The sequence below is a fragment of the Streptomyces sp. NPDC050560 genome (assembly GCF_044457285.1).
GTDB lineage: Bacteria > Actinomycetota > Actinomycetes > Streptomycetales > Streptomycetaceae > Streptomyces.
On the sequence record NZ_JBITGT010000001.1, the window covers coordinates 108353 to 120331 of the forward strand.

General features: G+C 74.0%; 9 protein-coding genes. All 9 read right to left on the reverse strand.

The window, feature by feature from the left end:
- Nucleotides 1–17: 17 nt before the first annotated feature.
- Nucleotides 18–899: an ABC transporter permease gene (locus ACIBIW_RS00510; RefSeq protein WP_399330329.1), complete on the reverse strand. Its 882-nt coding sequence runs from the start codon at nt 897–899 to the stop codon at nt 18–20.
- Entirely contained in the window at nt 896–3718 is a 2823-nt protein-coding gene (locus tag ACIBIW_RS00515; protein ID WP_399330331.1) for an alpha/beta fold hydrolase, read from the reverse strand. Before ACIBIW_RS00515 ends, ACIBIW_RS00510 begins: the two co-directional genes overlap by 4 nt.
- Before the next feature lie 127 nt (nt 3719–3845).
- The gene (locus ACIBIW_RS00520; protein WP_399330332.1) at nt 3846–4454 is read right to left on the reverse strand and encodes a hypothetical protein; all 609 of its coding nucleotides are present in this window, start codon (nt 4452–4454) and stop codon (nt 3846–3848) included.
- Nucleotides 4451–5911, reverse strand: coding sequence for a hypothetical protein (locus ACIBIW_RS00525; RefSeq protein WP_399330334.1), 1461 nt, complete (start codon nt 5909–5911; stop codon nt 4451–4453). The genes ACIBIW_RS00520 and ACIBIW_RS00525 overlap by 4 nt, the downstream gene beginning before the upstream one ends.
- Before the next feature lie 68 nt (nt 5912–5979).
- Complete coding sequence (locus ACIBIW_RS00530; RefSeq protein ID WP_399330336.1) at nt 5980–6450, reverse strand: hypothetical protein; 471 nt, start codon at nt 6448–6450, stop codon at nt 5980–5982.
- A 162-nt stretch (nt 6451–6612) separates the two neighbouring features.
- Entirely contained in the window at nt 6613–8115 is a 1503-nt protein-coding gene (locus ACIBIW_RS00535) for a CoA-acylating methylmalonate-semialdehyde dehydrogenase (protein ID WP_399330338.1), read from the reverse strand.
- 58 nt (nt 8116–8173) lie between these two features.
- Complete coding sequence (gene iolD / locus ACIBIW_RS00540) at nt 8174–10075, reverse strand: 3D-(3,5/4)-trihydroxycyclohexane-1,2-dione acylhydrolase (decyclizing) (RefSeq protein ID WP_399330340.1); 1902 nt, start codon at nt 10073–10075, stop codon at nt 8174–8176.
- 58 nt (nt 10076–10133) lie between these two features.
- Nucleotides 10134–10997: a 5-deoxy-glucuronate isomerase gene (iolB, locus tag ACIBIW_RS00545; RefSeq protein ID WP_399330342.1), complete on the reverse strand. Its 864-nt coding sequence runs from the start codon at nt 10995–10997 to the stop codon at nt 10134–10136.
- Nucleotides 10998–11068: 71 nt separating this feature from the next.
- Nucleotides 11069–11968, reverse strand: a complete 900-nt coding sequence (locus tag ACIBIW_RS00550) for a deoxyribose-phosphate aldolase (RefSeq protein ID WP_399330344.1) — start codon at nt 11966–11968, stop codon at nt 11069–11071.
- Between the last annotated feature and the right edge of the window lie 11 nt (nt 11969–11979).

The window sequence follows — 11979 nt, forward strand, 5'->3', positions numbered from 1 at the left end:
CGGGCCCCGGACCGGCCTCAGGACACGATGTCCTTGCGCCGGAACCCGCGGAACGCGAACGCCACAAGCAGCACCGCGTAGCTGAACGAGATCGCCGCGCCCTGGAGCATCCCCGACCACTCAAGGCGCGGCTGCACCGTGTCCGCCCAGGCGAACTGCCAGTGCGCCGGGAGGAAGTCGCGCCAGTGGCCGAGCGCGGTGACCGCGTCCAGGACGTTGCCGACGATGGTCAGGCCCACCGCGCCGCCGACCGCCCCGAGTGGCGCGTCCGTCCGCGTCGAGAGCCAGAACGCGAGACCGGCCGTGACCAGTTGGGACACGAAGATGTACGCCACCGAGATCGCGAGCCGCTGCGCCGCGAGGCCGCCGTCGAGCGTGCCGCCCGTCGGTATCCGCAGCGGCCCCCACCCGTACGCGGCCGTGCCGACGGCGAGCGCGACCAGCGGGAGCAGCACCATCGCCGCGAGGCTCATACCGAGCCCCACCGTCAGCTTCGACCACAGCAGCCGCGCCCTCGGCACCGGCGCCGCCAGCAGGTAGCGCAGCGACGACCAGCTCGCCTCGGACGCCACCGTGTCCCCGCAGAACAGCGCCACCGGCACCACGAGCAGAAACCCCGCGGAGACGAACAGGGTGGCGGCGGCGAAGTTGGCGCCCGACTCCGTGGCCGTGTTCATCAGCGTGACCTGGCCGCTGTCCGCCGCCGGATTGCCCCCGACCGCGAACGCGACCGCCAGCACGAACGGCAGCAGGAACAGCACCGCGCCCATCGCCAGGGTGCGCCGCCGCCGCAACTGCCGCACCAGTTCGACACGGACCGGCAGGGTGCGCCCAGGGCGGTAGCCCACGGCGGTGGGCGGGGCGCCTCCCGCGTCGCGCGCGGGTGCCTCGGGCGTCATGCGGAGCCTCCGATCAGGGTCAGGAACGCGTCCTCAAGGCGCTGCTGCGGGCCCAGGGACTCCACCGGCACGCCCAGTTTCACCAGCGCGGCAAGGAGCCGGGCCGCCGCGGGCCCCGGGTCGTCGTCCGGTTCGAGGCGCACCAGCAGCCCCTCGGGCACCCGCAGCGCCGCGGCCACGCCCGGCAGCCGTGCGATGTCGTCGAGGAGCGGGTCGTCCACCGGCTCCGTGAGGCCCACGAGGAGGGTGCCGCCGGAGCCCACGATGTCGCCGACCGGCCCGGTGCGCACCAGCCGGCCCCGGTCCATCACCACCAGATGCGTACAGGTCTGCTCGACCTCGGCCAGCAGATGACTGGAGACGATCACGGTGCGGCCGGCCGCGGCGTAACGGATCATCACCTCGCGCATCTCGCGGATCTGCGGCGGGTCGAGGCCGTTCGTGGGCTCGTCGAGGATCAGCAGGTCGGGCAGGCCCAGCATGGCCTGGGCGATGGCGAGGCGCTGGCGCATGCCCTGCGAGTAGGTGCGCACGGCGCGCTCCAGGGCGTCGCCGAGGCCCGCGATGCGCAGCGCCTCGTCGACGTGCGCGTCGCCCGCGGGGCGGCCGGTGGCGGCCCAGTAGAGGTCGAGGTTGGCCCGGCCCGACAGGTGCGGCAGGAACCCGGCGCCCTCGACGAACGCGCCGACTCTGGAGAGCACGGGGGCGCCGGGCCTGACGGCGTGTCCGAAGATCCTGATCTCGCCCTCGTCGGGGGTGATCAGGCCCATCAGCATGCGCAGGGTGGTCGTCTTGCCCGCGCCGTTGGGCCCGAGCAGGCCGAGCACCTGGCCCTGTTCGACACGGAACGACAGGTCCCGCACGGCGTAGCGGTCGGCGGAGCCCGCGTACCGCTTGCTGAGTCCCTCGATGGCCAGCGGCACGTCGGCGCCCTCGGAGTCGGGCGCGGGGGTCGCGGCGCGGCGGCGGCCGGTGAGGACCAGGACGAGGGCGAGGACGACGGCGGCGAGCGGGACCCACCACACCCAGGACGGCACCGGGGTGGCGCCCGTCGTCACCCCGGGCGCCGTCGGCACGGTCAGCGCGCCCTTCGGCGAGGCGGTGTAGGTGGCGGGGGCCGCCGGGGTGGCGTAGCCGAGGTCGGTGGTGGACAGCACCACGCGCAGCCGGTGGCCCCTGGCGTACTCGTGGTCGACGGCGGGCAGGGTGACGCGGACGTCCCTGCCGCCGCGCGCGCCGTCCACCCTGAGCGGGGTGACGAGTTGGGCGGGGAGCGTCTGGGAACCGTCCGGCGCGACGTCGTACACCTTGGCGAAGACGACGGCGTCGTCGGCGGTGGAGCGCAGCCGCACCGTGACGGCGGGCGAGCCGGTGACGCGCATGCCGCGGGTGAGGGGCGCCGAGTCGAAGGCGGCGAACTGGCCCGGGTAGTCGAGGGAGAGCCCGAGGCCGAGGCTGCCGGACAGTTGCGCGTTGGCGCCGAGCCCGGGGACCGCGGAGATCGCGGGCGGGCCCCCGCCGGGCGGGTTGGCGAAGGTCTGGGCGGCGCCGCCGAGTTTCACCGCGTGCGGGGCGTCGTCGAGCCCCGGGTAGCGGTCGGCGGTGGCGCCGCGCAGCCGGGCGGTGCCGTTGGTGCTGTCGAGGCCGCCGCTGCGGGAGACACGGAAGGCGGGCCCGGTGCCTGCCGAGGTGTCGCCCTTGAGGTAGCGCCCGAACCAGTCGGCGATCCGCCCTGTCATACGGCCGGTCTCCAGGTCGCCGCCGTCGTGTCCGCCGGAGAGCCAGTCCACGGCGACGGGCGCGCCGTTCGCCTTGATACGGCGGGCCATCGCGTCGGCCTGGCCGAGCGGGAAGAGGGAGTCGGTCTGGCCCTGTGCGATGAGCGTGGGCACCTTGATCCGGTCGCCGACGGCGGAGGGGCTGCGCTCCTCCAGGGTGCGGCGGGCGGCGGCGTCGGGCGTGCCGCTGACCGCGACGCGCTCGTACATGGCGCACAGCTCGGCCTGGAAGCGGCCGCAGGCGAGACCGCCGCCCGCCTCCCCCGCGACATCCTTGCCCCCGGCGCCGTCGCCGCCGCCGGTGTCACTGGTGCCGTCGGAGCCCCCCGCGCCGTCTCCCGCGCCGCCGCCGGGCGCGTCGGGCCGCTGTCCCGTACCGGTCTCGGGCGTGCCCGTGCCGGGGGTCCCTACGGGCCCCGTGGAGCCGGTGGTGAAGAAGATCCCGGCCCACAGCTTCTTGAACACGCCGTCGGGGAACAGCGCGTCGGCGAGGTTCCAGTACGTCATCTCCGGGGCGATGGCGTCCACCCGGTGGTCGTGCGCGGCGGCGAGCAGGGCCACGGCGCCGCCGTAGGAGGCGCCCGTCACGCCCACGCGCGGGTCGCCCGCCGCGTCGAGCCTGACCTCGGGACGGCGGGCGAGCCAGTCGACGAGCGCGGACACGTCGGCGACCTCGGCGTCCGGGGCGTTGAGCCCGATCCTGCCGGTGGACCTGCCGAAGCCGCGCGCCGACCAGGTGAGCACCGCGTAGCCGTCCCTGGCCAGCTCCTCCGCCTCGCCGCGCACGGAGTCCTTGCTGCCGCCGAAGCCGTGCGCGAGCAGCACCGCGGGCCGCCTGCCCGCCGCGCCCGCGGTGAAGTACGAGGTGTCGATCCTGGCGCCCCCGGTGTCGAGCACCCGGTCCGCACGGTGCACCGCGGGCTCGCCCCCCGCCGCCACGGCGGCCCAACTCCCCCCGCCCACCAGCACGAGAAGCACGGCGAGCAGCGCGACGACCCGCCGCGGCCTGGCCCGAAGACGCCCGGGCAGTCCCAGTTCCATGCCCCCACGGTAAGGGCGCCCACCCCCACAGAAAGCACACGGGGGACGGACCCCCACTGCATCCCGTCGTAGTAGGGCGGGGTGGGGGGTACTGCGGGGGTGGTAGGCGCGCCGAACCTACCGGGTCTCACTGCCCGGCCACGGCCGACCGGAAGTACAGCCGCGTGTCGTGCGCCCCGGCGGCCGGTCCCCGGTAAACGTCGACACAGTGCCTGAGGCGGGCCGCCTCCTCGCTGGCGGCATCGGAGCAGAGGCTGATGGTACGGGTGCCGGAGGAGGGGCCCGCCCTGGACGGTTCCGGCAGCCGCAGATGCCGGAAGCTGGAATCCGGCTCGGCGGGAACGGGATCGCCCGGCCGCAGCGGCGCCACCATGGTTACGTCCCCGGGCACCAGCCGCGCGAGGTAGGACTCGGCGTCACGGGTGGGCAGCGTGAAGGCGAGGATGGCCGTGGTGTACCGCGCGTTGGTCTTCACCCCGGCCCGTCTGTCGACGGCGGAGGCCGGTATACGGACCCCGATCCGGTGGCTCACGGAGTCGGGCCCCGCGTCCTTCTCCCAGCAGCAGACGCTGTCGTGCGCCGCCTGCCCGTCCACGGAACGCCCCACGAACTCCTCCAGGACGAGCACTCCGCCGACCACGAGGACGACCGCCACGGTCAGGGGCAGCAGCCAGTGCCTACGGCACTTGCGCGCGGGCTGCCCCGAGGAGACCGGAGGGGCGCTGGGAGACGTCACCGGCCTGCGCTCTTTCGTCCGGGGTCCGCCCGGCTGTCGCGCCAGCCGGGTTCGTCGGGCTGCGGTGCGGTGCCCACGCCCGAGCTGAGGTCCATGTGCTTCACCGAACTGCTCCCCCGCATGTCGAACTCCTTGGCGAGCCCGGCCTCGTGCAGCTTGGCCTGGTTGCCGTCCATGACGGTGTGGCCGGCGATGCTGACGCTCTTGTTCTGGTGGACGTCCCAGTTGTACCGGTCCCAGGCGTTGACCTGGTAGTCGAGCGACACCTTCGGCTTTCCGTCGGCGCCCGGGGCGACGGTGACGGCGCCGGTGAGGTTGCTGTTCGTGGAACCGACGGCGTAGAACCAGTTGGGCTGTCCCTCGGCGGGGAACGAGTACCCGCGGTTGGCCGTCTCGACCGGGATCGTCACCGGTCGGCCGCCGCCCTGCCGGTACGCCTCCAGCGCCTTGCTCCGCCAACTGTCGGCGTGCGTGCGCACCTGCTCATCCATCGCGTGCTGGAAGCCGGGATCGTCGTGCATCATCTTGTCCACCGGCAGGTCCATGACGGTCCCCGAATCGTCCAGGTAGTGCGCCATGTGGCGGGCCGCGTCCGTCATGCCCTTCATGTCCGCGCCGTTGGCGAGCATTTCGAGCATGGCCTTCGTCCTGTAGTCCGCCAGGCCAGGGTCCCGCACGCCCCACGGTCCCGCGCCCTCGTCGGCGGAGACCTGCTTGACGGTGGGCGACAGCAGTCCGGCGGCGAGCAGGTCGTCCCTGTGCCGCTGCCACAGCTCGGCCCGGGCGGTCGGTCCGAGCGACTGCCAGAGGTTGCGGATCTCCATCCGCTGGGCCCAGGTCGCCTTCTTGCCGAGTTTCGCCAGTTCGACGGCGCGGGGGAGCATCACGTCGTCGAGCGAACGGTAGTCGGCGTGCCCGGGGTCCATGGGGTCCCCGCCGTGGCTCCTGCGTAACGCGGTGACCGCGAAGGAGCTGACCTCCGAGGCGTGCGAGAGCAGGCCGGTCAGGGTGTCGGCATACCATTTCACCAGGTCCCTGACGGGCTGGGTCGACTCCTTCCCCGCGGTGTCGCACATGGCCATCACCTTCACCGCGCCCGCCGAGCCGTCCGTCACGACCAGTTGCGGGTCATGCTTCCCTGCCGCGTCGACCAGGGACCTGAACTGCCGCTGGATGCTGACGAGTTCGGTGTGCGCGTCGTCCAGTACGGCCCAGATGCTGCGGGCCTCGCGGTGCAGGTCTCCGATCTCCTTGGCGGTCTTGCCGACGAACTCACGAGTGACGGTGGCGTTGACACCGGCCCAGCGTGCCGACTCCGACGCGCGGATGAGACCGTCGTGCGCGTTCTTCTCCTGCTTCCCCAGGTCGCGGACGGCCCTCTTCCAGTCGTCGACGGCGTCGCCGAGCCGCCCCAGGTCCACGGAGAGAAGGTCCTGGCATCTCAGTGCGGTGCCCACTGGCCTCCCCCCTCATGTGCCTGCCCGCGCGGGGCCCGTACGGGGGGCCTTCGCGCGGGACATCGCGTTCAGTGCACGTATGTCGACAGTTCAGAGACCGAGACCGCGGAGCCGTCGCGGTGGCGGAGTGACGCTCCGATGGCCGCGTCGTCGTGCTGGTGCTGCCTCTTCGAGTAGTCAAGGTGGTTGGAGATATGCGCGCACATCTGGAGCACGGTCTTCACCTGTGTCTCCCAGACGGCCAGCGTCGTGCCCATCTCGTGGCCGAGCGGCAGGTGGTGACCGGCCAGTTCCGAAGCCGCCCGCTCGGTCGCCCCGCCGTCCCGGCCCCGCGAGACGTCGGCCGCCTTCTTCACCTCTCCGTGCAGGACGTAAGCCTCGTGTCCGACGGCCCCGAGGTCGTCCTGGCAGGCGACCAGGTCACCGGAGGACGACGACGCCGGGTCCAGGGAGTTCAGCCGCGTCGCGGCGTCGGCGCGGGCCCTGGTGCGTTCCTCCGCCCGCGACTTCAGTTCTGCCCATTCCGTCTCGAACGACATGTTCCTCCGGCGGGTGCTGCGAGCGGACGCCGCCCGGCTCGGATGATGACGCCACACGGCGCCGTACCGTGTCCCAGCGTAACCACTCGGTCACGTCGGCAGGGCGTCCGCACCGGAAGGTGGCTCATTCCGGGCACCGGGCCGCCGCGCCCGGCGCCCCCCTCACCCATGATGCGGAAACCCCAGATTCACGCCCCCGTCCGTGTCCGCGGGGTCGGGCCAGCGGGTGGTGATGACCTTGCCTCGGGTGTAGAAGTGCCAGGCGTCGTTGCCGTAGACGTGGTGGTCGCCGAAGAGGGAGTCCTTCCAGCCGCCGAAGGAGTGGTAGCCGACCGGGACCGGGATGGGGACGTTGACGCCCACCATGCCCGCCTGGACCTCCAGTTGGAAGCGGCGGGCCGCGCCGCCGTCGCGGGTGAAGATCGCGGCGCCGTTGCCGTAGGGGGAGGCGTTGACGAGGGCGACGCCCTCCTCGTAGGTCTCGGCGCGCAGCACGCACAGGACGGGTCCGAAGACCTCGTCGCGGTAGGCGTCGGCGGTCACGGGCACCCGGTCGAGGAGGGACACGCCGATCCAGTGGCCGTTCTCGTGGCCCGCCACGGTGTGGCCCGTGCCGTCGAGGACGACCTCGCAGCCCTGGGCGGCGGCGCCGTGCACATAGGAGGCGACCTTGTCGCGGTGGGCGGCGGTGATCAGGGGGCCCATCTCGGAGGCCGGGTCGGTGCCGGGGCCGATCCTGACCTTACGGGCGCGCTCGGCGATGCGGGCGACGAGGTCGTCGCCGATGCCGCCGACGGCGACCACCGCGGACACGGCCATGCAGCGCTCCCCCGCCGAGCCGTAGGCCGCAGAGACCGCGGCGTCGGCCGCGGCGTCGAGGTCCGCGTCGGGCAGCACCAGCATGTGGTTCTTGGCGCCGCCGAGCGCCTGCACGCGCTTGCCGTGCGCGGCGGCGGTGGTGTGGATGTGGCGGGCGATCGGGGTGGAGCCGACGAAGGAGACGGCGGCGACGTCGGGGTGTTCGAGGAGCCGGTCCACGGCCACCCGGTCGCCGTGGACGACGTTGAACACGCCGTCGGGGAGCCCGGCCTCCGCGAGGAGTTCGGCGACCCTGACGGCCGCGGACGGGTCCTTCTCGCTGGGCTTGAGCACGAAGGTGTTGCCGCTCGCGAGGGCCGGCGGGAACATCCACATCGGCACCATGGCGGGGAAGTTGAACGGGGTGATGCCCGCGACCACGCCGAGCGGCTGGCGGATCGCGGAGACATCGACACGCGTCGCGACCTGCGTGGACAGCTCGCCCTTGAGCTGGAGGGTGAGGGCGCAGGCGAGGTCGACGACCTCAAGGCCGCGGGCGACCTCGCCCAGCGCGTCGGAGTGGACCTTGCCGTGCTCGGCGGTGATCAGCCGGGCCAGCTCGTCGCGGTGCCGGTCGAGCAGCCCGCGGAACGCGAACAGCACGGCGGAGCGGCGCGCCAGGGACGAGCCGCCCCACTCCGTGAACGCCTCGCGGGCGGCGGCGACGGCGGTGTCCACCTCCCCGGCGTCCGCGAACGGCACCTGGGTGGTGACCTCCCCGGTGGCCGGGTCGGTGACGGGGCCCTGGCGCCCCGAGGCGCCGGCCACGTGCTTGCCGCCGATCCAGTGGGCGAGCGTGTGCGTCATGGGACTCTCCTCGGTGTGCGGTGGGCTCCTGGTGGGCGGTCGGCGTGTCGCGCGCGGGTCAGAGGTGGCGGCGGCGCGCCGCGGCCTGCCGGTCGTACTCCTCGCGTGCCTTGACGGCGGCCGGGCGGGTCGCGGCCTCGGCGACCGGCACGTCCCACCACGCCTGCGCGGGCGGCGCGTCGGGCCCGGTGCCGGTGACCGTCTCGACGTACACGCAGACGGGCCCTTCGTACGCGCGCGCGGACGCCAGCGCCTCCCGCAGCTCGCGCACGGACGCGGCGCGCAGCACCCGCATGCCGAGGCTCGCCGCGTTGGCGGCGAGGTCGACGGGCAGCGGCGCGCCGGTGTAGCCGCCGTCCCCGTCCGGGTAGCGGTAGGCGGTGGCGAAGCGCTCGGCGCCGACGGACTCGGAGAGACCGCCGATGGAGGCGTAGCCGTGGTTCTGGAGGATGACGACCTTGATGCCGATGCCCTCCTGGACGGCCGTCACGATCTCGGTGGGCATCATCAGATACGTGCCGTCGCCGACGAGCGCCCACACGGGCCGTCCCGGCGCGGCGAGCGACACGCCGATCGCGGCGGGGATCTCGTAGCCCATGCAGGAGTACGCGTACTCGACGTGGTACTGGTCGCGCGAGCGTGCGCGCCAGAGCTTGTGCAGGTCGCCGGGGAGGGAGCCGGCGGCGTTGATGAGGATGTCGTCGTCGCCGACGACGGAGTCGAGCGCGCCGAGCACCTGCGGCTGGGTGGGCGCCGCGCCGGGGTCCGCGGCCTCGTAGACGGCGTCGACGCGGCGCTCCCAGCGCGCCTTGCCCTCGTCGCGCGCGGCGCGCAGGGCGTCGTCGACGCGATAACCCGCGAGGGCGCCCGCGAGCGCGTCGAGGCCCGCGCGCGCGTCGGCGACGAGCGGGAGCCCGGCCATCTTGTGGCCGTCGTACGCGGCGATGTTGAGGTTGACGAAGCGGACGCCGGGCGCGGCGAAGAGGGTGCTCGACGCGGTGGTGAAGTCGCTCCAGCGGGTGCCGACGCCGATGACCAGGTCGGCGGCGCGGGCGAGTTCGTCGGCGGTGGCGGTGCCGGTGTGGCCGATGCCGCCGACGTCGGCCGGGTGGTCGTGGCGCAGCGAGCCCTTGCCCGCCTGGGTGCTGGCGACGGGGATGCCGGTGGCGTCGGCGAGCCGGGCGAGCGCGTCCTCGGCGGCGCTGTGGTGGACGCCGCCGCCCGCGACGATGAGCGGCCTGCGGGCGGCCCGTACGGCGTCCGCGGCCGCGGTCAGCTCGGCGGGGTCCGGCGCGGGCCTGCGGACGGTCCAGACGCGCTCCCGGAAGAACTCCTCAGGCCAGTCGTACGCCTCGGCCTGGACGTCCTGCGGCAGCGCGAGGGTGACGGCGCCGGTGTCGACGGGGTCGGCGAGCACCCGCATCGCGGCGAGCGCGGCCGGGATCAGCGCCTCGGGGCGGGTGATGCGGTCGAAGTAGCGGGAGACCGGGCGCAGGCAGTCGTTGACGGACACGTCGCCGGCCTGCGGGGTCTCCAACTGCTGGAGCACCGGGTCGGCGGGCCTGGTGGCGAACACGTCGCCCGGCAGCAGCAGGACGGGCAGATGGCTGATGGTGGCGAGCGCGGCGCCCGTGACCAGGTTGGTGGCACCCGGTCCGATGGAGGTGGTGACCGCGTGCGCGGACAGGCGCTTTCGCTGGCGCGCGTAGCCGACGGCGGCGTGCACCATGGCCTGCTCGTTGCGGCCCTGGTGGTACGGCATACCGGTGGCGGGGTCCGTGCTCCCGGCGTGCGCGGCGGCGCTCTGGACTAGGGCCTGGCCGAGTCCCGCGACGTTGCCGTGTCCGAAGATGCCCCAGGTGGCCGCGACGAGCCGCTGCCGCTCTCCGTCGCGCTCGGTGAACTGCCTGGTCAGGAAGGCGACGAGGGCCTGGGCTGTGGTGAGGCGGCGGCTGCTCATGTTCGTCCCTCCCGGGGCGCGGCGGACACGTCGGCGGGCGGCCGGGGCGCGGCGCGCCTCACCGGTAGCCCTCGGTGTTCGCGAGGTGGTCGGGGTGGAAGCTGATGCGCCAGGCACGGTCGGTGCCGGGGCCCGCCATCACGTTCAGGTAGTACATGTCGTGTCCGGGGGCCGCGATGGACGGGCCGTGCCAGCCGTCGGGGACCAGGACGGTGTCGCCCGGGCGCACCTCGGCGAGCAGGTCGCTGCCGCCGGGGCGGGAGGGGAACACGCGCTGGTAGCCGAAGCCGTGCTCGCCGCGCATGTCGAACCAGTAGATCTCCTCCAGCTCCGTCTCCTCGCCGGGCCTGTGCTCGTCGTGCTTGTGCGGCGGGTACGAGGACCAGTTGCCGCCGGGGGTGATGACTTCTACGGCGATGAGCGTGTCGCATTCGAAGGTGTCCGCGGCGGCGAAGTTGCGCACCTGGCGGGCGCAGCCGCCGCTGCCCCGGTGTTCGACGGGGACCTCCGGCGCGGGGCCGTAGCGGGCGGGGAGTCGGCGCTCGCATTTCGCTCCTGCCAAAGCGAACCGGCCTCCCACGCCGGAGGCGATCTGGGCGTGGGCGTCCCGCGGCACGTACGCGAAGTCGGTGGCTTCGTCGAACACGCTGTCCCGGCCCGTCAGTTCGATGATCCGGCCTTCGGTGTGCACCGTACAGCCACCGCGCAGCGGGAGCACGATCCACTCGCTGTCGCCGGTCGCGAACGAGTGCAGCCCGCCCGGCTCCAGATCGAGGACGCGCAGCCGCGCGTGGGTCCATCCGGCCTGCTCGGGGCCGATGTCGAGGGCGTAGGGCCCGGCGGCCGCCGTGCCGTGCGGCACGTGCAGCCGCGCCCCGCCCCGCGCGCCGTGCGCCGCGGTCCGATCGGTCGTGTCGCTCATGCGCGCATCCCTACCCCGCTCGTGGGCGTCTCGCCCCAGGTCACGTTCGCGGCGGTCCGACGGAGTCATGTTCACAGCAGTCCGACGGCCGTGTCGACGGCCCCGGCGACGTCGTCGTCGGCCGGGTACAGCAGCGAGCGGCCCACCACGAGGCCCTGCACGGTGGGCAGCGCGAGCGCGCCGCGCCAGCGCTCGTAGACGCGCCGCTGGTCGGCCGGGTCCCTGCCGGTGTCGCCGCCGAGCAGCACGGCGGGCAGCGTGGACGCGGCCAGGACGCGCGCCATGTCGTCGGCGTCGTCGGTCACGGGCACCTTCAGCCAGGTGTACGCGGACGTCCCGGCGAGCCCCGAGGCGATCGCGATGGCGGTGGTGACGGCCGCGGCGCTCAGGTCGTTGCGGAGCCTGCCGTCCGGGCCGCGGCGGGAGATGAAGGGCTCCACGAAGACCGGGAGGCCCAGTTCCGCCATGGCGTCCACGGTGCGCGCCGCGGCCTCCATGGTGCGCAGCGATCCCGGGTCGTCGTAGTCGATGCGCAGCAGCAGCTTCCCGGCGTCGAAGCCGAGACGGCTGATGTCGCGGGGGCGAAGCCCGGTGAAGCGGTCGTCGAGTTCGAAGGAGGCGCCCGCGAGCCCGCCGCGGTTCATGGAGCCGAGCACGACCTTGTCGTCGAGGGCGCCGAGCAGCAGCAGGTCGTCGAGTATGTCGGCGGTGGCGAGCACCCCGTCGACGCCGGGGCGGGCGAGCGCGGTGCAGAGGCGTTCGAGGAGGACGGTGCGGTCGGCCATGGCGAGCGGGGTGCCGCCGACGGAGAGCGCCCCGCGCGCGGGGTGGTCGGCGGCGATGATCATCAGCCGTCCGCTGTCCCCGACGAGCGGCCGCCGCCTGCGGCGCTCGGCGGCGCGCGCGACGGCGCCCGGGTCGGTGGCCCTGGTCCGCGCGAGTGCGCCCGCGTCGACCCGGGTCCCTGGCATGCCCGCGGGCG

What these genes read in the sequence shown, in the direction of transcription:
- ACIBIW_RS00510 (WP_399330329.1), bottom strand. Translation starts at nt 899, where the DNA reads ATGACGCCCGAGGCACCCGCGCGCGACGCGGGAGGCGCCCCGCCCACC.
- ACIBIW_RS00515 (WP_399330331.1), bottom strand. Translation starts at nt 3,718, where the DNA reads ATGGAACTGGGACTGCCCGGGCGTCTTCGGGCCAGGCCGCGGCGGGTC.
- ACIBIW_RS00530 (WP_399330336.1), bottom strand. Translation starts at nt 6,450, where the DNA reads ATGTCGTTCGAGACGGAATGGGCAGAACTGAAGTCGCGGGCGGAGGAA.
- ACIBIW_RS00535 (WP_399330338.1), bottom strand. Translation starts at nt 8,115, where the DNA reads ATGACGCACACGCTCGCCCACTGGATCGGCGGCAAGCACGTGGCCGGC.
- iolD (WP_399330340.1), bottom strand. Translation starts at nt 10,075, where the DNA reads ATGAGCAGCCGCCGCCTCACCACAGCCCAGGCCCTCGTCGCCTTCCTG.
- iolB (WP_399330342.1), bottom strand. Translation starts at nt 10,997, where the DNA reads ATGAGCGACACGACCGATCGGACCGCGGCGCACGGCGCGCGGGGCGGG.
- ACIBIW_RS00550 (WP_399330344.1), bottom strand. Translation starts at nt 11,968, where the DNA reads ATGCCAGGGACCCGGGTCGACGCGGGCGCACTCGCGCGGACCAGGGCC.